Below are 21,891 nucleotides of genomic sequence, written 5' to 3' on the forward strand. Positions count from 1 at the left end.
ACTGCATAAGGTGATCCATGCATTCATTTGATGACTATTACTACTTTTACTTGGTGGTGAAACATGGCGGTTTTAGCGCTGCAAGTGAAGCATCGAATATTACAAAATCAAAATTAAGCCGACGCATTTTAGATCTCGAAGCCAAATATAATGTCACCCTTATTCAGCGTTCTACCCGACACTTTAAGGTCACGACATTAGGCCAAGAATTGTATGAAGAATGCATAAAAGTAATCGAACAAGTTGAATGTGCGCATCAGGTGCTCCTGAAGCAAAAAAGTGAACTTGAAGGCTTGGTTAAAATTAGTTGTCCACCGGTCATGATGGAACATCAAATTCGCCCCTTGTTAAATCAATTTTTAAAAGATCATCCCAAAGTTCAGGTCGAACTTGAGCTGTCTAGCCGCCGTGTAGATGTCTTGCATGACGACATTGATTTAGCGATTCGTACCAATTTTAGTAAAAATGAAGACTCGAGCATTATTGTACGTGACGTGATTAAAACCGTGCATTGCTTAGTGATTAGTCCTGAACTTTTACAAGGACGCGAGTTAAAGCATATTTTCGAATTGACAGAATTTCCGAGTATCGTTTTGGGTACACAGAAAAACCGCTATCAATGGCATTTGCATCATACGGGACAGCAAGAGCAGATTGAAATTGCCTTACAACCTCGGATTAAAAGCAATGACTTAGCCGGTGCTTATTATGCGGTACTCGATGGTTTAGGCATCGCAGACTTACCGTATTTAACGGTACAAGCAGATATTGAGGCAGGTCGTTTAATTCACCTCTTCCCCGAATGGTGCTCAAATGTCGGTACGGTACAATTGGTATATGCTTCGCGAAAAGGTCAGCGCCTAGTCATGGAAAGATTAATTGACTATTTAGTCGCTGGAATTCGTGACTATGCTCCGGAGCTTGATGGCTATTTAGTTTAATGTTCTAGACCACAAAAAAGCCAGAACTGAGTTCTGGCTTTTTTAAATCTACGGTTGGATCACTAAATTAGATTTTACCCACTAGGTCGATCGATGGTGCAAGCGTCGCTTCACCTTCTTTCCATTTTGCAGGACATACTTCACCTGGGTGTGCATGTACATATTGAGCAGCTTTTACTTTACGCATCAATTCAGAAGCATTACGGCCGATACCACCTGCGTTGATTTCAACGATTTGGATTTTACCTTCAGGGTCGATCACGAAAGTACCACGGTCAGCAAGACCATCCGCTTCAATTAAAACATCAAAGTTTTTCGCAAGTGTCCAAGTTGGATCGCCAACCATTGGGTATTCGATTTTCTTAATTTCTTCAGAAGAATCGTGCCAAGCTTTATGCGTGAAGTGTGTATCAGTAGATACTGAATAAATTTCTACGCCCATTTTTTTGAATTCAGCATAGTGATCAGCAAGATCGCCTAATTCTGTTGGACATACAAAAGTAAAGTCAGCAGGATAGAAAAACACCACAGACCATTTACCGTAGAAGTCTTTTTCTGAAACTTCAATAAATTGACCGTCTTGGTAAGCGGTAGCGTTAAATGGTTTTACTTCAGTATTAATTAAACTCATTTGATATTCCTCTAACTCATTTCAGGGATTGCTTATCTGTTGAAGCTAGAATACGACTTATCAAATCATAGGTAAAACCGAACTTTTTTATAAAAACTATCGGATTTTTAGATTTATTATTTAAATCAATCTTTGCCTTTCCATCGAGCAAACCAATCAATTTCAATGAGAGCAAGGCTTTATATCCATACAGAGGGCCTGCCAAGCAGCCTGTATAAACTGTTGTTTATAGTGTGATGGTGGCGTTTTGACTTTATGTGATAACCATGCCCGACAATAATTTTCCGTTGCCCCTAAGACCAATGACATCATTAATTCTTTGGGTAAATGCTCAATCAAATGCCAATCGGGTTGTGCGGTCAACCAATCCAGTAGTGCGCTATTGCGTTGCAAATTATGTTTTTTTAACTCGGCTTGTAGCGTTTCCTTACGCATACTAAACCCTGCCGCATACAAGAATCCTGCAAAATCTGGATAGGCTTCGACCCAGTCTATATACGAGCACAAAATGGCTTGAATGCCTTCCTGCAGCGATTGGGCCTGTGTCAATGCATCTGCCCTTTTCACAAATTGATCTTGCAACGCCGCAAAATACAATGCCGCCACTAAACCATCTTTATTTTTAAAATGATGGTAAATCGCGCCAACACTGGTCTCTGCACGGTCTCTCACATGTTCAATCGTCGTCGTTTCAATCCCTTGCTCTAAAAAACATGCAAGGGCTTCTCCTAAGATCTGCCGTTTAAGTTCCGCTCGGCGACCACTGTAAATTCGTTGCAATAATGCTTGATTTGACGACATCGATACCTTCCCTTTGATCGGGTCATTTTAAAACAATGTTGGCTTTTTTTAATAGCTGTGACGTCATTTACGCCATTAACAGAACAATATTCTGTATTAGAATTATATTCTGAATAATGACGGATAATTAAGCATGAGCCAAGCATTAAAATTATGGAAGACCTTCCAAAACAAACCCGCAGGGAAATGGACTTTTTCAAAATTGCTGTGTTTGAAAGCACCGTATTTCAGCAGTATTTCGCCTGTTTTTGATGAATTAAAGCCCCAATACTGTGAACTACATATAAAAAAACAGCGCAGCGTGCTGAATCATATTGGCACTGTCCACGCGATTGCCATGTGTAATATGGCTGAATTGGCTGGCGGAACCATGACCGATGTGACCGTTCCGAGCAGCCATCGTTGGATTCCCAAAGGCATGACTGTGGAATATTTGAAAAAAGCCGATACAGATTTAACAGCCATTGCCACGCCTGTCGATGTTAATTTTACGTGGAATGCAGGGAGTGATTATTTGGTGAATGTCGTGGTGAACAACACACGTAATGAAGCAGTTTTTAAAGCCGTGATTACCATGTGGGTTTCTGAAAAAAAATAAGTCGTCGACTCAATTGCAAAATGAAACTGATCTTTCAAGATGAGACATGCGAAAAAAACCCTCAAGATTGAGGGCTTTTTTTGATGATGATCTACCGTTTTAAACGCTGTGTTTAAGGTTCATTAGAACGGTAAGTCATCATCTAAATCTGCTGCTGCAGGAGCCGGTGTCGGTGCAGGCTGTTGTTTTGGCGCAAAACCACCTGGGTTGTTATTGCCATAGCTATTGCCTTGAGCCGGTTGGTTATTGCCATAACCGCCTTGGTTTGAGCTATTACCGTAGCCACCTTGGTTTTGGTTATTGTTATAACCACCTTGTTGATTATTAAAACGAGGCTGACCAAAATCACCGCCTTGACCTTGTTCGCCTTGTTGGCGATTATTGTCAAGCATTTGCATTTGTTCACCACGAATTTCAGTCGTGTAACGCTCTTGACCGCCTTGATCTGTCCACTGACGAGTACGTAATGAACCTTCAATATAAACTTTAGAACCTTTGCGCAAATATTGCTGTGCAATTTCACCTAAGCGGTTATGTAACACAATACGGTGCCATTCTGTTTGCTCTTTACGTTCACCTGTATTTTTATCTGTCCATGAATCACTCGTTGCAATTGAGAACTGAGTGAGAGAACCACCATTTGGGAAAGTTTTTGTTTCAGGGTCACGACCCAAAGTACCAACTAAAATGACCTTATTTACACCACGCATCAGACGTATTCTTCCTATTTGTTTCTATTATTTACTTTATAAGAGTTATGGTTAAATGGCTACCTCTTTCCCTAACAAGTGCGTTAAATGTTGTCGCGCAGATTCATCCATCTGCTGCTTATCCACTTTTACATAAGCCACTTGCTGGTCAGACATCACCACAACTTCTTCAATACCACGAATTGCTAAAAGCTGAGAAGTCCATTCATCCGTTTCTTTATCTTCAGGCAAACTGAAAACCATAGACGATAAATAACGCGGCTGAGCCAACCCAAAACTAATGATCAACCATAAAATGGCTAGCCCTGTCAGGATGCCCCATCCCATTGCCGTATCATTTAGCAACAAAAGTTGCCCGCCAATCATACCACCAAAAAATGCCCCCAGAAACTGACTGCTGGCGTTCACCCCCATGGCAGTCGCTTTGGATTGAATTGGAGCTGCTTTCGATAACCATGACGGTAATAATGCCTCCATCACATTAAATGCGATAAAGAATAATCCTAAGCCAGTAAGCAGAATATATTTTGATTCGAAACCAAAAATTAAGATGCCCAATCCTAAAATAATGCCACCAATGGCGGTCAAGAAAATGCCGCGCATTTTGCGATATTTTTCCGCCAAAATAATACTTGGAAAGGCAAAAAACAGGCTCACGACCAAAAGCGGCAAATACACCAAACCATGTGAATGTAATGGAATATTGGCAAAGTCAATCAACTGAGACGGTACATAAATAAACATCGCGGTGAGCAGTAAATGCAATGAAAAGACTGAAACATGTAAACGATTTAGATCAGGCATTTTCAGTACTTGCTTTAACTGCGTCAGATAACCTTGTTGAAAATTTTTATGATGACGCGTTACTTTCGGTACCAATAGCAACATCGCAATCGCGGCAAGTCCCATGATGGTGGTCACCCAAAATAAACCCGAGATGCCGACTAAACCTGTGAGCCAAGGCCCAAGGCTGAACGCGACCACAAAGGACAAACCGATACTCATCCCCATCATGGCCATGGCTTTAGTACGCTGTTCTTCACGTGTGACATCGGCTAACAAAGCCATCACTACGGCAGATACAGCACCACCACCGGCAATCGCACGCCCGATAATTACGCCGTAGATGCTATCGGACATCGCCGCAATTGCACCGCCTAAAGCAAACAACAGCAGCCCGATCACCACCAACGGTTTACGGCTATAACGGTCTGCAATCAAACTAAACGGAATCTGTAAAATCGCTTGGGTCAACCCATAGACACCCACCGCTAAACCAATGAGTGCCGGTGTTGCCCCTGCATATTGCTGACCTGCCACAGAGAAAACAGGAATAATCATGAACAGCCCCAGCATACGTAAGGCGAAAATACTACTCAAAGCAAAAGTTGAGCGTCGTTCAAGAGCATTCATCATAGCTGGTTAAAAATTCATTAATCTTGGAATGGGATTATAGGACATTCAGCTTAAAGCGAAGCAGGATTTTTATTGATTTTAAATATCCTGATGATTGGACAAATAAAAAGCGCAGCTGACGCTGCGCTTTTTGGGAGATTTTAGGCAAATTTAAATTAGCCTAGACTTTCTTGACGCTTTTTATATTGAATTGAGGCAATCACAGCCCAAACAATAAATGCCACACCAATCAGACCCGTTACCACTTCAGGGACATGCAGACCTGTGCCACTCGCCAACATAATGAAGGCCAAAGCACCAATCGCATAATGCGCACCATGTTCAAGGAAGATATAAGCATCTAAGGTGCCTTTATCCACCAAGTATATGGTCATCGAACGCACGAACATAGCACCAATAGCAAGACCGAGCATAATGATTACCACATCAGAGGTAATCGCAAATGCACCAATCACACCATCAAAACTGAATGAGGCATCGAGTACTTCAAGGTAAAGGAAACCACCAAAACCTGCTTTGATCACGCCCGTCGGTACGCCATTTGCGTCATGTCCAACCGCATTACCGTTTTCATCAACTTCAGGTTCACCACCCAATAAATGACTCAGTACTTGGACACCGATATACACCACGATCCCCCAGATACCCGCCATCACTACCGCTAGACGAGAGGCTTCGGCCACGTTTGCTGCCATTACCAATAACGCAATTAGGGCAATAAACACGGACATCGCAGGAACGTTTGCAAGATTAGCTAAACGGCGCTCTAGCCAACGGAACCAATGGGTATCTTTCCCTTCATCTAAGAAGAAGTTCAGGAACACCAACAATAAGAAAGCACCACCAAAGGCCGCAATTTCTGCATGATGTGCCATCAATTTTGCAGAGTATTCAATTGGATTATTCAATGCCAATTGCACCACTTCCATAGCGCCCATGTCAGCCGTTACAGCAACAATGACGATTGGGAAAATCAAACGCATACCGAATACAGCAATCACGATCCCGACAGTTAAGAAAATCATTTTCCAGAAATGATCCCAACCACGGAGTACCGATGCATTCACTACAGCGTTATCAAATGACAATGATACTTCCATCACTGCCAAAATTACAGTAATGGTCAGTGCTGTCAGCATGGCTTGCACACCTGCATTTGGGCCATGATTCAGACCCCAATATGCAGAAATGGCAAGACACACGATTGTAAAGACGATTGAGAAACCAAAATGTTTCATCATGATAGATCGACCTATTCATTCAATAAGATTTCAAAATGAGGGAATACCCAGTTTGAAGCTAAGTTTATGGCGCAATTATGCCGCTTTTCAGGATTGAAACCAAAAATTATTCGTTACATTTTGAATAAACACTCTAAGATGGAGTCTCTCAATTACATCGCATCATGGTGTAGACCCGTCTTTCATTTTTAACGACAGGAATGTTCAATGCGTTTTTCTGAAGAAGTTTGGCAACGTAATACCGCGTTATATCAGCAGATACTCCATCTACCGTTTAATCAGGAATTGGCTCAGGGCGGCTTAAGCCGCGACGCCTTTTGTCACTTTGTCATTCAGGATGCCCATTATTTATTGGCCTATGGTCGTGCACTTGCAGTGTGTGCAGCCAAGGCATTTGATGCCGACGATGTGATTCAGTTTTCTGAAGCGGCAAAAATTGCCATCGTGGTGGAACGCAGTCTGCACAATGACTTTATGCAAGGTTTCAACATCAGCAAAGAACAGTTTGAAAATACTCCACTGACCCTTGCCTGTCATCATTACACTTCGTTTCTAACGGCAACAGCATGGTCAGAAAGTTACCCTGTGGTCCTTGCCTCACTCCTGCCTTGCTTTTGGATCTATGCGGAAGTCGGCAAAGCCATTGTCAGCCAATCTGTACCGAATAACCCTTACCAAGCATGGATCGATACCTACTCAGGTGAAGACTTCAATACTGCTGTGCAAAACGTGATTCAAACTATTGATCGAGTGGCGGCTCGCTGCGATGCAGATACACGTGAAAAAATGCATGCGGCTTATACGAACGGCGCAAAATTAGAATGGATGTTCTGGGACAGCGCGTATCAACAGCGGACATGGCCTGTAGAATAAACCTTTGATTTAAACTGTATAAAAAATTAAGGATCTAAAATTGCTTTTAGATCCTTTTTTAATATGGTTAGATTCGGTTTTTAGAATGACCATGCACGATCATTTCAGGCATTAGCGTTTAAAACGATACCATCCGAGAAAAATCCCCATCGCGATAATCACCAAAAAAATCGCAAAACGTGCTTCACGCAACTCACTGCGTGCTGCTTTGCGTTCCTGCATCTCTTCTGAATGAAATTGTGATTTGACCATCGGATCTAGTTGAGCAATAGCCAATAAATCTTTGGGCTTTTCACCTTTGCCTAAAATGAAATAAAGCCCTTTGACTTGCATTTCATTGAGTTTTCCCAGTTCAATATTCAGTTGAGTAGCTTGTGCATTATAGTCAGGCACCCAATCTTCTACGCGGGCATATACATGGGCACGACTAATATCAAAGATTGATGCATCCTGCACTTTCTTGCCAGTTTGATCTTCCAGTTGTTCACTCAAATCTGAGAATTGGGACAGTACATAGTCTTTTTTCTGTGCCAACTGTACACCATCAAAAGCATACTCTTGTATTTTTTGTGCAGGATTATTTTTCAACAATAAACCTTGCGGAACGACTTTAAAGTCCAGAACAGTATTGTCAGGGACTTGGTTGGTTTGCAGTACCATATAGACCACAGACCATAGCTGTTCATTTTGCCCGACCGCAGGCACGCTCACGCTATAACGCTGCTCGGCTACCGGGTCAATAAACTGTTCAAACGCGAGGATTTGACTGTCTTCAGCCCACAGGATTTGACTTGAAAACATGAGGCAGATGATCACCCAAAATTGTTTTAACATTATTTGCTCTTATCATGATTATTTGCTGTTCTGGCAGAATTATAATTAATTATTCAAATACTTACATTTTAAATCACACATTTAGTGATTGGAAATTCATCATAATTTAAAGCAAATCTATTGTTTTATAAATGATCTAGAACCGATAAAAAGTTAATCTGAAACAGCATCGATATAGGCTTTTGATGCTTACTGAAAACTCTGCCATGCATAAATCAAAACAGCCGCAGCAAGCACCCAACTCAAAGTTGCTACACTCAAACATGCCGTTAAGCTCAAACGTGTTGCGAGCAGGTACACCATCAATAAATAAATGAAATATGGGATGAGAGACCAGAGTCCAAACAGCGCAGTTTTTTGTAATGCGGCTGCACCCTGATCATTTGCCACAATTACATGAGCAATCAACGCAAAAGTCGGAAACAATGGAACCAAACCTGCAATATAAAACACCTTACTTTTAGACAGCAAAGCAATTAATACCACAACAAAGGCACCCATTAAGCTTTTGAGAAATAAGGACAACATGGCATTCTATGGTTTCGATAAAACTGCATTTTACGCCTTTTCTGCGATAGTCCTGAGATTTTCTAATGCATTTTTATGCGCATAGCACAGGAGATTTAAACGATGAACTTAAAACAGTCATAGTGCCGTGATCTTTATGCACCTTTACACCATAGGCTAGATGTAAAGCGCGCTTTTTGTTGCTCAGCCATTTGCTTAAACTGCGCTTGAACTTTTAAATCTTCAGCACTCATCAAATGTTGATTGTTTTCAACAATTGCCAAAACCAAATCAAACTGTTGAGGAATTTTTTCGCAAGCCAGATGCTTTTTTTCAGCTTCTGTTTTGGCTTGACCTAATTTTGCAATATACAGATCAATTTTTTCACTTTCGGTATTCAGCGCCAAAGTTGCTTGTTCTAAGCTGTCATAATTTTGCGCTTTCGGTGTTTGGTTCGGGGTACATGCACTCAAAAACACACTACACATCAATAAACCCATCACACCTAATGTTGGATTGAGATGAAGTTGCCATTTCATGTTAAAAGTCCTAGATTGCTGATTTGCGGATGTTTTAGGGCATCGGCACAGACAGCTATATTTTGATTCGGCCATTTTTCTCACAAAGTCACGCATAAATCTAGGTTTAAATTACACTTGAACATTTTTCATGCGCTATCATATATAGGTTTTTCGATGAATATTTTAGGACCCCTTGCATGAGCCAAAGCCATATCCGTATTCGAGGCGCACGTACCCATAACTTAAAAAATGTGTCACTCGATATTCCACGCGACAAGTTTGTGGTCATTACGGGTCTTTCTGGTTCAGGGAAGTCCTCTTTGGCTTTTGATACCTTGTATGCTGAAGGTCAACGTCGCTATGTTGAGTCCTTATCTGCCTATGCACGCCAATTCCTTTCGCAAATGGAAAAGCCCGAAGTTGACTCGATTGAAGGCTTAAGTCCCGCGATTGCCATTGAACAAAAATCAACCAGCCACAACCCACGCTCGACGGTGGGAACAATCACCGAAATTTACGACTATTTACGTCTACTCTATGCACGTGTCGGCACGCCGTATTGTCCTGAACATGACCTCCCGATGGTAGCTCAGACTGTGTCTGAAATGGTCGATACCGTCAAAGGTCTAGAAGAAGGTACGGCGCTTATGTTGCTTGCCCCTGTGGTCCGTGACCGTAAGGGTGAATACACCAACTTATTTGAACAATTACAAGGTCAGGGTTTCGTCCGTGCCCGTGTCGATGGTGAAGTTATTGATATCGACACACCACCCGAATTAGACAAAAAGAAAAAGCACACCATTGAAGTGGTGGTCGACCGTTTTAAAGTACGTGATGATCTTGGCAACCGGATTGCAGAAAGTTTTGAAACGGCTTTACGCATGGGCGGTGATATTGCCATTTTGTCGTGGATGAAAGGCGAACAAGAAGATCGCGTATTTTCTGCGAAACACTCTTGCCCTGAATGTGAACGTGCCGTTGGTGAACTTGAACCACGGCTATTTTCCTTCAACAATCCATTCGGTGCATGCCCTGTTTGTGATGGTTTAGGCACACGCAGCCATTTTAGTGCTGACAAATTGATTCCCAATAATGAAGTTTCGATTAGCCAAGGGGCAATCCGTGGTTGGGACCGTCAACGTCCGTATTACTACAGCATGATCCAAAAAGTTGCCGATCATTTTGGTTATTCTCTAGACACACCGTGGAATGAACTCGATGCCGAGACCAAAAAGAAATTCCTTTATGGTACAGGCAAGGAAAAAGTTGACCTCAGCTATATTGATGAACGTGGTCGTTCGCACAAACGTGTGCAAGCCTTTGAAGGGATTCTACCTCACCTAGAGCGTCGCTATCGTGAAACGGAGTCGAACTATGTGCGTGAGGATTTAGCACAGTATTTATCCAATGCCGCATGTGATGCTTGCGGTGGCTCACGTCTCAATGAAATTTCACGTCATGTTCGAGTTAAAGATAAAACCATCGCGCAAATCACCAAGATGTCGATTGGCGATGCTGAAAGCTATTATCAAGACCTCAACTTAAGTGGTGCCAAAGGCGAAATTGCTGACAAGATTTTCAAAGAGATTCGTGAACGTTTGCACTTCCTAGTCTCTGTCGGTTTGAACTATTTAAGTTTATCGCGTTCGGCAGAAACACTGTCGGGTGGTGAAGCTCAGCGTATTCGTTTGGCTTCGCAAATTGGCGCGGGCCTGATGGGCGTAATGTACGTGCTGGATGAACCCTCTATTGGTTTGCATCAGCGTGATAATGACCGCCTATTGGAAACCCTAGTACGTTTGCGTGACTTAGGTAATACCGTATTAGTTGTAGAACATGATGAAGATGCGATCCGTGCCGCCGACCATATTATTGATATTGGCCCCGGTGCAGGTGTGCATGGCGGTCATGTGATTGCCGAAGGGACGTATGATGAAATTTTGGCAAATCCAGATTCATTAACTGGTCAATATCTATCAGGAAAGCTCAGTATTGATGTGCCGAAAACACGCACACAACCGCCAAAACCTGAAGAGCAAATTAAGTTAATGGGCGCTGCGGGTCATAACCTGAAAAATGTCGATTTGACTATTCCTTTAGGTGTGATGACCTGTGTGACAGGTGTATCAGGTTCAGGTAAATCGACGCTGATTAACCGGACATTATTGCCGCTTGCAGCGACTCAATTGAATGGTGCAACCACATTAACGGCTGAGAAATTTGATTCGATTGATGGCTTACAGTTCCTCGATAAAGTCGTTGATATTGACCAAAGCCCAATCGGTCGTACACCACGTTCAAACCCTGCAACATATACCGGTTTGTTTACCCCTATTCGTGAACTGTTTGCGCAAACCCCTGAAGCCAAAGCACGTGGCTATGCTGCAGGTCGATTCTCGTTTAACGTGAAAGGCGGTCGCTGTGAGGCCTGTGAAGGCGACGGTATGATTAAGGTTGCAATGCACTTCTTACCTGATATGTATGTGCCTTGTGATGCCTGCCACGGCAAGCGCTATAACCGCGAAACGTTAGAAGTTGGCTATAAAGGTCGTAACATTTCTGATGTCTTAGAAATGACGGTTGAAGATGCGATGCATTTCTTCGATGCCATTCCTGTGATCCACCGTCGTTTGGAAACCTTGAACCAAGTGGGCTTGGGCTATATCCGTTTGGGTCAGTCTGCAACCACACTTTCAGGTGGTGAAGCGCAGCGTGTCAAATTGGCTCGTGAGTTGGCGAAGCGCGATACAGGCAAAACCTTGTATGTGCTTGATGAACCAACAACTGGTCTACACTTCCATGATATTGCCAAGTTGCTCGACATCCTGCATGAGCTGCGTAATAAGGGCAATACCATTGTAGTGATTGAGCATAACTTGGATGTGATTAAAACTGCCGATTGGATTGTGGACTTAGGCCCTGAAGGTGGTGCGGGTGGCGGTATGATTATTGCCGAAGGTACACCTGAAGTTGTTGCGAAGAATAAAGTGTCGCATACAGCGAAATTTTTAAAGCCGATGTTGAAATAAGATTCTCTTTCCTTTAAGTGCATGATAAAACGGTGATTCATTCACCGTTTTTTATTTATATGACTTTATTAGAGATAATTGATACAGCCGTAAAAATTGGTTTAGGAGCACTGATAACTGGCGTAATTACCTACTTAAATCAAAAGGCAAATATTTCAGCATCAGTAGCAAAAGATAACCTTCTATATAATCGTAATTTATTGACCAATATTTCCAAAGATCTCGAGGAAATAAATCATCTCGTTTTAAAAATTTGGGCAATTTTTGAATTTGAAACAAAACAATCTCAACCAGCTCTTAATGAGATTTCAGACAGACTTAAACCTCTAAGACACGCACTTTTTAATGACTTTAATTTACTTAGCAAAAATGAAGGTTTACTTCTTTTACATGGATATATTGAACAACAAGAAAAGCTAAGAATTTATGGCGAATTACTCAGAAAATTTAACGCTTATACACTTTGTAAAAATGGATCTATCAATGTTGAAACAACTGCTCAATATAGATTTGAAATTTTAGAAGCTAGAAAATCACTTTATACGAGCTTAAACAAAGCCATTTCTAAATAAATTCTTGTTCTTCACAACATTCAATCACATGACGGCGACATGGATGTCGCCCGTTTGACTGGGACAGCACGGATGTGCCCTCAGTCAAACAAAAGCATTTTGCCTACTTTTGTGCTTTCAAAAGTGGGAATCTCCTACGCAATGGAAACTCAGCCCCAATGCAAAGTGAGGACGTTTAGAAAGCATATTTTTTGAAAATAATCTTAACTAAATCCATCCACAAAATTCGTACCATCATTTTATACATTCAACAGCAACCGTTCGGACTTACCTTCAACCAAACAAAAGCATTTTGCTTATTTTTGTGCTTTCAAAAGTATGAATCTACTACGTAATGGAACTCAACCCCAATGCAAACTCAAAACTCAAAACTCAAAACTCAAAACTCAAAACTCAAAACTCAAAACTCAAAACTCAAAACTCAAAACTCAAAACTCAAAAAATTAACGTAAATAATGAAACACACCTAACTTATCCAACACATCCAACGTCAACTGCTTACGCTCCGCCACATCATCCCCTGCAGCCATCTGCATATTCAAACTAAACGCTGTAATCTTGCCATGACCATCATCTACCCAACCGGTATACCACCCAACTTGCGGCTCTACATCCATACCCCAACCACTTTTGGCATATAACTTCGCATCCCCACGGCTTTCAATATAAAGCATGTCTTTGACTTGCTTCTGTACAACAACATCAAAAGGCAAGGTTTGTGTGGCAAGTTGATAAGCAAATTGGACTTCTTGCTCGGGCGTGATTTTCAGCGGCCCGACCAACCAGAAGTTATCAACTTGCTGGCCAATATTACGATTTCCAAAACCTAACCGTTTAACTTCCTGTTGCATTAACGCCAAGCCAATTCGCCTTGCCAGTTCCTGATATACAGGAACCGCAGACGCTTGCATGGCTTCACCCAAAGTCAGGTCTTTTTCCCAAGTGGGAAACGCACGCTTTTCGCCATTCCATTTAAAAACTTCATTGGCTGTCGCCTTCTGATGCTGCAAACCAATTAAAGCATTTAACATTTTAAAGGTAGATGCAGGAATGTATTCAGTGTGGGCGCGCTGTAAGTCATTGCCATAATGGCTCATGCGCTGACCATCAAATGTGACAATTACCGCCTGTGTCTGTGCTTGATTAAATAAAGACGGAATTTCACTCACCCGTGAATTTGCTAAATTGGCTTGAGCGGTTTGTTTTAAGTGTTGAGATGAATCCAACATGCCTTCATTTGCTGTACATGCGGACAAACTCAGGACAGTCATCAACGATAGATATATTTTTTTCATTGCACTATTTTTATGGTATTTAAAGCCCATAGTATAAGATGAAGTTCAAATCTGAATTGTTTACTTTTCAACAGTCTTCTATCTGTTGCAAACTTAGCGCATCCACTATTTATTTTTAAACAAAACATCCTTATGATGACGCCTATCGTGGACTCAACAACGAATAATTTTTAATTTTTTAAATATAAAAGCATACTAACAATGAATAAATTTATCTTAAGTTTCAGCCTCTTATTATGTCCAATATATAGCTTTGCCGATGGCTATCTAAACGAATACATGGTGCTGTTTGTCTCACAAGAAGACCCCGATCTTAGCCCATGGAAAGATAAGCCGCAATGTAAAGCCCTCAGTACCCCGACTCAACACAAAGGAATCTTTGAAAATCAATATGTCTATGCCAATGGCAATGCCCTGACCACCATCTTTCTGAGTAATAGCAAAATTAAAAACGGTGAATGTGAACATTTAATTCACTTTCCAGATGGTATTCAAGGCTCAGGCGTATTTGAAAGTTTCTTCCCCAACGGCAAACCCCGTAGCCGCATTGCTTATAAAAATGGGGAGTACGAGGGCAAACTTGAGTTTTGGTTTGCCAATGGGATAAAAGAGCAAGAAAGTAGCATCATCAATGGTGAATCTCAGGGGGATTACAAAATTTGGCATCCGAATGGCCAACTGGCTTTTTCTCAAAATTATAAAAATGGTCTCGAAAATGGCCTGCGCCAACGCTGGTATAGCGATGGTAAACCATGGACTTATGCCAATTTTCAAAATAATAAACTGATTGGTGAGCTGAAAATGTGGTTTGAAAACGGCAAACTAGAACGCCAAGGTTATTATCGTAATGGCGTTCGTCATAACAGTTATAAAATTTGGTATGACAATGGGCAACCTGAAGCGGTGCTTCAGTACAATTTAGGCAAAATTACCCAAGCCCAGTGTTGGAATGTAGATGGTAGTCAAATGAACCAACAAGCCTGCAATAAATTATATAAAGATGAAGATTAATTCATTTGTCTGGCTAACTTTATGAATCTGCCAAGCTGCGTTTAGACTGAAACACGGTCACGCCCCGCAGCTTTGGCTTTAAATAATGCTTGGTCTGCGCGCTCTAATAAATCGATCCAGCTTTTGGCACCCACTGCAACACCAATACTCACCGTCACCATGAGATCTGCTTCGTCTTCTGCCAAATTGAAATTCACATGCTGAATATCATGCCGTATGGTTTCGGCAATGTGCTGGGCTTTGAGCATATCAATCCCCTCGATCAGGACTAAAAACTCATCTCCACCATATCGCACCACCAAGTCGGATGAACGAATATGTTGTCGTAATTGATTGGCAACATGTTGAATCACCAAATCGCCGACAATATGCCCATAGCGATCATTCACCTGTTTAAAGTGATCAATATCAATCACGATCAGTGCTGTATGTAAAAAGCCTGAATTTTGGCTGTCGCGAAATTTAATATATTCATCTAAGGCAAAACGATTGGCGACATTGGTGAGTGAGTCAGTATTGGCAATATGTTTAAGCTGAAATTCAAAGGCATCACGTTGTTCTAGCATATTTTCAATATGCTGAATGGCATCAAATAAACTGAGATAACCTACTTTGGCAGGTTCAATCACGCCTTGATCCATTTGTCGGTGCCGAGCCAGTTTAAATAACTGATTACGAGCACGAATTAAAGGTTCAAACACCCATTTCTTGGCATAGAACATCGTTAATAATGCAGTCAGTAATGACACGAGCGAGACAAAAAGCGTGAAAATCAATTTATTTCGCGCTTCACGTTGTTCATCCGCAGCTACTTTGAGACTGTAATCTAAAATATAACTTTGCAATTCCACCACTGTGACAAATTTATTGACCATTGCATCAGTGAGCTGGGTGCCATCCATGTGATAACGCTGATGTTGAAGAATTTTTTGAGCCAAACCATCAATAATTGGCAAACCTTTATCTAAAAATTCCGTTCGTACCGCATGATGTAACTGTTTAAACTCGGGTGTTTTGTCATGTTCGGACTGCACGACATTGATCAATTCCCATAGATAGCGTGTTTGACGCTGGGTTTGTAAACTCCGCGCTAAATTTTGCTCTGGAATTTCCTGTTGAAATGATACCGCAGCCATAATATTTGATGCGACTCGTCCCGCCTGATCACGTAATTCTGCCAGTAATAAAATCAGCGTGTAATAATTCGATACACGGGTATCTTTACCATGTGAATGATTGACCAATTTCTGCATGGCAATATAGCTTTGATCCCAAGCTTGGAACATCGCCAAAATGGCATGATCCAATTTTTTAGCGTCACGCTGTTGTGTCGGCAGCGCAATATATTGATCGACCGTTTTGCGACCCTGCAACAAATATGGATATAAATTGGACTCTAACTGCTGGGCGATCGGTGCAAAGCCCGTTTCTTTTAAAACTTTCAGTGTATCTTGATATTGCCGATCAACGCCTTGACGATATTCAGCCAACTCAATAATTTTTTGCTCGCGCTGTTCACCTTGACTCGACATTGCACTGTTAGCTGGCGCACGTTCACGAGAAATTTGGTTGGTTAAATCTGCCACCATTTTTAGCATCTGAATTTCTTTCAGCGCTTGAGCATTTTTGAGGTAGTTTTGATAACTGCTCACAATCAGTGGAACACTAATAAATACGATAGACAAGACGATTACTAGCATCGCAAGTTGCAAGCGCTTACTAATATGCTCTGTTCGTAATGTTTCCATCTATTTTATGCCCCACACTTGTTGCATACCCCAACCCACTTATCAACTAAACGCGGGAATATTTAAATTAATGATCAATAATTTATTAATTTATAAAATGAACATTTATACAGCTAAATTCTATACAAATGTGTTGAATCTGTCACATTTTTATCATTTTAAAACGAGATAATTTGCTAAAAAACAGCAACATATTTGAAAGGAATAAATTTTTTTATGAACTTGCTTAAATAAATATTTACAATTGCAATAAATTGGTGCAGAATGCACCGTATTAGGGCACACTAAATTTCTTCCTCAGCAGAATATTTTAGTTTCCCGAAAATTTTGGCTAAAAAATCCTGATTTTCCATGAAAATCAGGATTTTTTTTGTCTGGACCTACTGAACTCGATGATAAATTCAATAATATATGCACCATAAAAGGGCATTTATTTTTATTCCATCTCCGTTTTATCTATAATCTTTGCGGTAAAGTTCCATTTTTAGACAAAAAAAAAAGCCCAACCTTGGGGAAAGCTGGGCGAATAAAAAACAAATGATGGAGAATCAGGGTCAAAGTCACACTTTTAAACTGTGTGACGACTCGATTGGCAAATTATGAATCAAATAAAACCTGATGTAAAGCCAAGTATTTCACAAGGATATTAAATTTATCACTAAGATATTCATTTAAGTGAAGTATACCTCAGATTTAAAACAAAAACGTCCATTTACTATGCAAATAAACAGTTTTTGCCCAACAATTCGGCAGTCAAAGCCGCAATTTATCGCTTCAAATGCGTGAAAAGCGTTAGAATTTACCCACTACAATAAATGTTATTTTGAATTAAAATAACAATAATAATTGTTATTTCAGATTGAAAAGTTGTGTATTTTTTCAAGTGTATTTTTTTAATTAAGAATTTAATCAAACTTACTTAATTGTTCTCAATGATTTTTTTTCAGTGACTTATTAGTTAGAGTAAAAACTGAATTTCTTATTATGAAATAAAGATCTGAGTCAGAGACTGAATAATAACCTTTAGGATCATTGACTTAATATATTGTTACAATACAATGCTCAATGTTTAATCCATTTGTAACAACTGGTAGAAAATCATGAAAAAACTCGGTTTAGCCACTGCTTTATTATTAGCCATGACCGGTGCTCAAGCTTACCAATTTGAAGTTCAAGGCCAAGCAGAATACATCGACACAACTACAAATGACAAAGATTTCATTGGTGGTGTTCAAGGTACTTACTACTTCAAAAATGTTGACTCTACAAAAGGTCCTTTAGCAGAAGCTGCATTCTTAAACCAAGCTTCTAACGTAGCTGTTGCTTACAACTACGGCGAAGTTGGTTCACAAGGTGTTGACGTAGTTGCTCATAACTTTGGTGCTAAAGCTGAAGCTTATGTTCCAACTAAAGTTGTTCCTGTATACGCTAGTGCTTCTTACAGCCACACTATCCTTGACAGCAAAAATGCAAACAACACTGATGACAACGGCGACCGTTATGCATTAGAAGTTGGTGCGCTTCCAACTCAAAACTTCTTAGTTGCTGTTGGTTACACTAGCGTTGCTGACCAAGCTGCTGTTGACGCGTTCAACGTTATGGGTAACGGTGTTGCTAAAGCTGTTGCTGAAGCTACAACTATTGGCCAAGACCAAGACGCAATCACTGCACGTGCTAAATATGTTGGCGCAATCGACGACACTAACATGGCAATTGGTTTCGAATCAGGCATCATCTACGGTGATGACACTGCTTACCAATTCAAAACTGATCTTTTCGTAACTCCTAAATTAAGCGTTGGTGCTTCTTACGCTGAATCTAGCTTTGCTGGTACTCCAGACTCAGCTTGGGGCGCGAACGTAAACTACTTCATCACTCCTGCTGTTGCAGTTGGTGCTAGCTATGTAAATGCTAATGCTGAAGAAATTGCGCTTGACACTCAAACTGTTGGCGTAAACGCTAAATTCCGTTTCTAATTCATATTAGATACTGAATACCAAAAAGGACGCATTTGCGTCCTTTTTTTTCCTGCCATTATTTGTCTTTGGGCTCATGGCGTTCCGGTAAATGGGCAATATATTGCAATGCAATTAAGCGTGAAACGATGAGAGCCAAATACATCACCCCACAGAACATTTGAAGCATAGCCAAGACCCGTGCAGGCGCACTCACAGGCATGAGATCCGACAAGCCCGTGGCAGACTGCAAACTAAAACTTAAAAATAATAAATCTAACCACGACTGCATGCCCGGCTCTGCAGAGTTCACAAAACTATCCGGATAAATCAGCTGACAAATACTATAGAGAAAAGCAAAACCCCATGCGATGAGGGTAAATACTGCCCCTGCTGCAAAAAGTTCATCTTTGGTTAAATAGCGATCGGCAAACATATAGCGTAATAAGCCATAGGCTGCACTAAAATACGCACAGGCTTCAAAACCATGCGCAATAATTTGAATATTCGGATGATTTACACCGAGCATAATCAAAGTAGAAAACAATACGGCGCAGCCAACAAAACTCAGTCCTAGAATCGTAAACATTGGAGTTTGGCGAATCACTTTGGCAATGATCAATAGTACCGACACCCCAAGTACCCAAATTAGCGCACGAAAAGACAGACTTTCTCGGGTAATCGCGGTTAAAACCAAGATCAGAAACTGCACCAGTAACAGCCATGCTGAGGGTAAAAGTCTAAAGCTTTTCCAAAAATCCACGAATCCTTGCATTATGTTCAATCTCTATATTTTTTTATCATGCGCTGAAATGATCAATCTGAAGCATCATCAACTGATTGATTTTAAATTAGCATGAAGCAAGTTTCTTCTACTGCAAAGATTTGTTGAGCGTGTCCTGAAAAACATCACATATGCCTACTGTTCTGCCTCAGTTTTTTTATCACCTATGAGCCTCAAAAAGCCTATTGTAAGTTTCAGCATTCAGGCGCACATTTAAAGAAATCTCCTGCGTGGTAGATTTCATTATGAAAAAACATCTCGTATTTGCTCCCCTCTGTCTGCTCATGCTCTCTGCCTGTACACAAAACAGTCCGCTCCTCAAAGGCCATGAAAATTATGTGGGGACTTGGCAAAACAACCACAGTGAATTAGTGATCAAATCGTCGGGCGAAGTGACGTATTACCATCAAGAACATACTGAAAAAAGTATTGCCAACCAAACCTTCAGTGGTGCTGAACAGTCGCGAATAAAAGCCCATTTGAGCAGTTTTGGTGATCAGAGCTTTAGCATCGGTCAGGATAATTTCTCTCAACAATTCACCATTCAGCGCTCGCCTTATCAAGATGATCAAGGCCATTGGAAAATGTCGATCAATGGAGAAAATTATACACGCAAATAGGACAGAGATTTGTCTACAAACCTCTGCGTCATATCATTCACTAAATATAAAAAAAGCCCCTTATTAGGGGCTTTTTAGGCGATTCAGATTAGTGATCTGAAGCACCAGAGATACCAATACCAGTTTGTGAACGTACATACTGTGCATCGAATGCTTTACGCTCAGCTTGTGCTTGTGCTGAATTATCAGTCACAGAGAACAACCAGCAGCAGATGAATGCCAATGGCATTGCAAAGATAGCAGGACCATTGAATGGGTTAATTGGTGTTTCAGAGATTGCGAATGTATCTACCCAAACTGCTTTAGATAAGATAATTAGAATCACGGCAGTTGCTAGACCAACCACACCACCAATCACCGCACCACGCGTCGTTAAACCTTTCCAGAACATCGACAATACAAGCACTGGGAAGTTTGCACATGCTGCTACAGAGAACGCCAAGCCAACCATGAATGCAACGTTTTGTTTCTCGAACAAGATACCTAAAATCATCGCGAAGATCGCAAGACCTAAAGTCGCGATTTTAGACATACGAAGTTCAGATTCTGGCGTTGTTTGACCTTTCTTGAATACGTTTGCATACAAGTCATGTGAAATAGCTGAAGCACCAGACAATGTTAGACCTGCAACAACTGCAAGAATCGTTGCGAATGCCACCGCTGAAATGAAGCCCATGAACAAGTCACCGCCCAATGCATCAGACAAGTGAACCGCTGCCATGTTGTTACCACCAACAAGTTCTAACTTGCCAGTTACCGCCATTTTCGCTACATCAAGAAATTGTGGGTTGTTCGATACATAAAGGATCGCACCAAAACCGATGATGAAAGTCAGTAGGTAGAAGTAACCAATAAAGCCTGTAGCAACAACTACTGATTTACGCGCTTCTTTGGCATCTTTTACTGTGAAGAAACGCATTAAGATGTGTGGTAGACCTGCTGTACCGAACATCAATGCAAGACCTAGAGAGATCGCATCAATTGGGTTTGCAGCCAATTTACCTGGACCCATAATGTTTGCAGCTTCAGCTAAAGATACGTCATGTACTTTAGAGAAAACTTGGATCGATTGAGTGAACATTTCAGAGAAGCTGAAGCCCACGCCCTTCATGACCATGAATGCCATGAACGTTGCGCCAGAAAGTAGCATCACTGCTTTAATGATCTGTACCCAAGTCGTTGCCAACATACCGCCGAAGATTACATAAGCCATCATCAGTAGACCAACGATCACAACCGCAATGTTGTAATTCAAACCGAATAGTAGTTTAATCAACTGACCTGCACCCACCATCTGTGCAATCAGGTAGAACGCTACAACCACAAGCGAGCTTACTGCTGCAAGGGTACGGACAGGTTTCTCAGCCAGACGGAACGATACAACGTCAGATAAGTTGAATTTACCTAAGTTACGCAGACGCTCTGCTACTAAGAACAATACAATTGGCCAACCCACCATAAAGCCCAATGAATACAGCAAGCCATCAAAGCCTGAACTGAATACCATTGCGGAAATACCGAGGAACGATGCTGCTGACATATAGTCACCGGCAATCGCTAGACCATTTTGGAAACCTGAAATACCACCACCAGCAGTATAGAAATCTGCAGTGTTCGTGGTTTGTTTTGCAGCCCATTTAGTAATTAGCAGCGTAAAACCTACAAAGATGGCAAACATGATAATTGCGTGCCAGTTGGTCGCTTGCTGCTGTGCTTCACCTAAATCTGGTCCTGCCATTGCCATGCTTGACATGAGCAGAGCGGGAGCCGCCAGTGCTGTTGCTTTCAATGAATTCCATTTCAT

20 protein-coding genes are annotated in these 21,891 nt (G+C 41.2%); 8 read left to right on the plus strand and 12 right to left on the minus strand.

Going from position 1 to position 21,891, the window contains the following annotated elements:
• Positions 1–17 precede the first annotated feature (17 nt).
• Positions 18–941 carry a LysR substrate-binding domain-containing protein gene (locus MST17_RS15080; protein WP_180025914.1) on the plus strand — a complete coding sequence of 308 codons (924 nt, stop codon included), beginning with the start codon at positions 18–20 and terminating at the stop codon, positions 939–941.
• 67 nt (positions 942–1,008) lie between these two features.
• Here the strand turns inward: MST17_RS15080 and ahpC are convergent, their stop codons facing one another.
• Positions 1,009–1,572 carry an alkyl hydroperoxide reductase subunit C gene (gene ahpC, locus MST17_RS15085; protein ID WP_180025913.1) on the minus strand — a complete coding sequence of 188 codons (564 nt, stop codon included), beginning with the start codon at positions 1,570–1,572 and terminating at the stop codon, positions 1,009–1,011.
• 162 nt (positions 1,573–1,734) lie between these two features.
• The gene (locus MST17_RS15090; RefSeq protein WP_180025912.1) at positions 1,735–2,373 is read right to left on the minus strand and encodes a TetR/AcrR family transcriptional regulator; all 639 of its coding nucleotides are present in this window, start codon (positions 2,371–2,373) and stop codon (positions 1,735–1,737) included.
• A 133-nt stretch (positions 2,374–2,506) separates the two neighbouring features.
• Between MST17_RS15090 and MST17_RS15095 the strand changes: the two genes are divergently transcribed.
• Positions 2,507–2,971 (plus strand): hotdog fold domain-containing protein, encoded by a 465-nt coding sequence (locus MST17_RS15095; RefSeq protein ID WP_180025911.1) that lies wholly within the window; start codon positions 2,507–2,509, stop codon positions 2,969–2,971.
• 122 nt (positions 2,972–3,093) lie between these two features.
• On the opposite strand, the gene ssb is transcribed toward MST17_RS15095, so the two are convergent.
• From ssb to MST17_RS15110, 3 genes are all read right to left on the minus strand, one after another.
• A complete protein-coding gene (gene ssb, locus MST17_RS15100; protein WP_078193176.1) occupies positions 3,094–3,681 on the minus strand; it encodes a single-stranded DNA-binding protein in 588 nt (195 codons plus the stop codon).
• 51 nt (positions 3,682–3,732) lie between these two features.
• Positions 3,733–5,097 carry an MFS transporter gene (locus tag MST17_RS15105; RefSeq protein WP_111884498.1) on the minus strand — a complete coding sequence of 455 codons (1,365 nt, stop codon included), beginning with the start codon at positions 5,095–5,097 and terminating at the stop codon, positions 3,733–3,735.
• A 155-nt stretch (positions 5,098–5,252) separates the two neighbouring features.
• Positions 5,253–6,338 (minus strand): DUF475 domain-containing protein, encoded by a 1,086-nt coding sequence (locus tag MST17_RS15110; protein WP_180025910.1) that lies wholly within the window; start codon positions 6,336–6,338, stop codon positions 5,253–5,255.
• A 207-nt stretch (positions 6,339–6,545) separates the two neighbouring features.
• On the opposite strand from MST17_RS15110, the gene tenA reads away from it, so the two are divergent.
• The gene (tenA, locus tag MST17_RS15115) at positions 6,546–7,211 is read left to right on the plus strand and encodes a thiaminase II (protein ID WP_180025909.1); all 666 of its coding nucleotides are present in this window, start codon (positions 6,546–6,548) and stop codon (positions 7,209–7,211) included.
• A 111-nt stretch (positions 7,212–7,322) separates the two neighbouring features.
• Here tenA and MST17_RS15120 read toward each other — a convergent pair whose 3' ends face one another.
• The 3 genes from MST17_RS15120 to MST17_RS15130 all read right to left on the minus strand — a co-directional run bounded on the left by MST17_RS15120 (position 7,323) and on the right by MST17_RS15130 (position 9,091).
• Positions 7,323–8,045 (minus strand): hypothetical protein, encoded by a 723-nt coding sequence (locus MST17_RS15120; RefSeq protein ID WP_180002745.1) that lies wholly within the window; start codon positions 8,043–8,045, stop codon positions 7,323–7,325.
• Between the two features lie 189 nt (positions 8,046–8,234).
• Positions 8,235–8,573: a GlpM family protein gene (locus MST17_RS15125; RefSeq protein WP_180002743.1), complete on the minus strand. Its 339-nt coding sequence runs from the start codon at positions 8,571–8,573 to the stop codon at positions 8,235–8,237.
• A 134-nt stretch (positions 8,574–8,707) separates the two neighbouring features.
• Complete coding sequence (locus MST17_RS15130; RefSeq protein WP_180002741.1) at positions 8,708–9,091, minus strand: hypothetical protein; 384 nt, start codon at positions 9,089–9,091, stop codon at positions 8,708–8,710.
• Between the two features lie 179 nt (positions 9,092–9,270).
• Between MST17_RS15130 and uvrA the strand changes: the two genes are divergently transcribed.
• Complete coding sequence (gene uvrA, locus MST17_RS15135) at positions 9,271–12,102, plus strand: excinuclease ABC subunit UvrA (RefSeq protein ID WP_180025908.1); 2,832 nt, start codon at positions 9,271–9,273, stop codon at positions 12,100–12,102.
• Between the two features lie 59 nt (positions 12,103–12,161).
• On the plus strand, positions 12,162–12,674 hold the full coding sequence (locus tag MST17_RS15140; RefSeq protein WP_180025907.1) for a hypothetical protein: 513 nt from the start codon (positions 12,162–12,164) through the stop codon (positions 12,672–12,674).
• A 443-nt stretch (positions 12,675–13,117) separates the two neighbouring features.
• Here MST17_RS15140 and blaOXA read toward each other — a convergent pair whose 3' ends face one another.
• Positions 13,118–13,969, minus strand: coding sequence for a class D beta-lactamase (gene blaOXA / locus MST17_RS15145; RefSeq protein WP_180025906.1), 852 nt, complete (start codon positions 13,967–13,969; stop codon positions 13,118–13,120).
• Positions 13,970–14,170: 201 nt separating this feature from the next.
• On the opposite strand from blaOXA, the gene MST17_RS15150 reads away from it, so the two are divergent.
• Positions 14,171–14,980 (plus strand): toxin-antitoxin system YwqK family antitoxin, encoded by an 810-nt coding sequence (locus tag MST17_RS15150; protein ID WP_180025905.1) that lies wholly within the window; start codon positions 14,171–14,173, stop codon positions 14,978–14,980.
• A 41-nt stretch (positions 14,981–15,021) separates the two neighbouring features.
• Here MST17_RS15150 and MST17_RS15155 read toward each other — a convergent pair whose 3' ends face one another.
• Positions 15,022–16,728, minus strand: coding sequence for a GGDEF domain-containing protein (locus tag MST17_RS15155; protein ID WP_180025904.1), 1,707 nt, complete (start codon positions 16,726–16,728; stop codon positions 15,022–15,024).
• Between the two features lie 1,100 nt (positions 16,729–17,828).
• Here MST17_RS15155 and omp33-36 point away from each other — a divergent pair.
• The gene (gene omp33-36, locus MST17_RS15160) at positions 17,829–18,704 is read left to right on the plus strand and encodes a porin Omp33-36 (protein ID WP_180025903.1); all 876 of its coding nucleotides are present in this window, start codon (positions 17,829–17,831) and stop codon (positions 18,702–18,704) included.
• Between the two features lie 58 nt (positions 18,705–18,762).
• Here omp33-36 and MST17_RS15165 read toward each other — a convergent pair whose 3' ends face one another.
• Entirely contained in the window at positions 18,763–19,458 is a 696-nt protein-coding gene (locus tag MST17_RS15165; RefSeq protein ID WP_180025902.1) for an ion channel, read from the minus strand.
• Positions 19,459–19,712: 254 nt separating this feature from the next.
• On the opposite strand from MST17_RS15165, the gene MST17_RS15170 reads away from it, so the two are divergent.
• A complete protein-coding gene (locus MST17_RS15170) occupies positions 19,713–20,087 on the plus strand; it encodes a hypothetical protein (RefSeq protein WP_180008801.1) in 375 nt (124 codons plus the stop codon).
• Between the two features lie 88 nt (positions 20,088–20,175).
• On the opposite strand, the gene MST17_RS15175 is transcribed toward MST17_RS15170, so the two are convergent.
• Positions 20,176–21,891, minus strand: coding sequence for a cation acetate symporter (locus MST17_RS15175; RefSeq protein ID WP_180025901.1), 1,716 nt, complete (start codon positions 21,889–21,891; stop codon positions 20,176–20,178).

It is taken from the genome of Acinetobacter sp. YH16056_T (assembly GCF_024605895.1).
GTDB classification, from domain to species: domain Bacteria; phylum Pseudomonadota; class Gammaproteobacteria; order Pseudomonadales; family Moraxellaceae; genus Acinetobacter; species Acinetobacter amyesii.

Coding starts and splice junctions, on each gene's coding strand:
- MST17_RS15080 (WP_180025914.1), top strand. CDS start 18: ATGCATTCATTTGATGACTATTACTACTTTTACTTGGTGGTGAAACAT.
- ahpC (WP_180025913.1), bottom strand. CDS start 1,572: ATGAGTTTAATTAATACTGAAGTAAAACCATTTAACGCTACCGCTTAC.
- MST17_RS15090 (WP_180025912.1), bottom strand. CDS start 2,373: ATGTCGTCAAATCAAGCATTATTGCAACGAATTTACAGTGGTCGCCGA.
- MST17_RS15095 (WP_180025911.1), top strand. CDS start 2,507: ATGAGCCAAGCATTAAAATTATGGAAGACCTTCCAAAACAAACCCGCA.
- ssb (WP_078193176.1), bottom strand. CDS start 3,681: ATGCGTGGTGTAAATAAGGTCATTTTAGTTGGTACTTTGGGTCGTGAC.
- MST17_RS15105 (WP_111884498.1), bottom strand. CDS start 5,097: ATGATGAATGCTCTTGAACGACGCTCAACTTTTGCTTTGAGTAGTATT.
- MST17_RS15110 (WP_180025910.1), bottom strand. CDS start 6,338: ATGATGAAACATTTTGGTTTCTCAATCGTCTTTACAATCGTGTGTCTT.
- tenA (WP_180025909.1), top strand. CDS start 6,546: ATGCGTTTTTCTGAAGAAGTTTGGCAACGTAATACCGCGTTATATCAG.
- MST17_RS15120 (WP_180002745.1), bottom strand. CDS start 8,045: ATGTTAAAACAATTTTGGGTGATCATCTGCCTCATGTTTTCAAGTCAA.
- MST17_RS15125 (WP_180002743.1), bottom strand. CDS start 8,573: ATGTTGTCCTTATTTCTCAAAAGCTTAATGGGTGCCTTTGTTGTGGTA.
- MST17_RS15130 (WP_180002741.1), bottom strand. CDS start 9,091: ATGAAATGGCAACTTCATCTCAATCCAACATTAGGTGTGATGGGTTTA.
- uvrA (WP_180025908.1), top strand. CDS start 9,271: ATGAGCCAAAGCCATATCCGTATTCGAGGCGCACGTACCCATAACTTA.
- MST17_RS15140 (WP_180025907.1), top strand. CDS start 12,162: ATGACTTTATTAGAGATAATTGATACAGCCGTAAAAATTGGTTTAGGA.
- blaOXA (WP_180025906.1), bottom strand. CDS start 13,969: ATGAAAAAAATATATCTATCGTTGATGACTGTCCTGAGTTTGTCCGCA.
- MST17_RS15150 (WP_180025905.1), top strand. CDS start 14,171: ATGAATAAATTTATCTTAAGTTTCAGCCTCTTATTATGTCCAATATAT.
- MST17_RS15155 (WP_180025904.1), bottom strand. CDS start 16,728: ATGGAAACATTACGAACAGAGCATATTAGTAAGCGCTTGCAACTTGCG.
- omp33-36 (WP_180025903.1), top strand. CDS start 17,829: ATGAAAAAACTCGGTTTAGCCACTGCTTTATTATTAGCCATGACCGGT.
- MST17_RS15165 (WP_180025902.1), bottom strand. CDS start 19,458: ATGCAAGGATTCGTGGATTTTTGGAAAAGCTTTAGACTTTTACCCTCA.
- MST17_RS15170 (WP_180008801.1), top strand. CDS start 19,713: ATGAAAAAACATCTCGTATTTGCTCCCCTCTGTCTGCTCATGCTCTCT.
- MST17_RS15175 (WP_180025901.1), bottom strand. CDS start 21,891: ATGAAATGGAATTCATTGAAAGCAACAGCACTGGCGGCTCCCGCTCTG.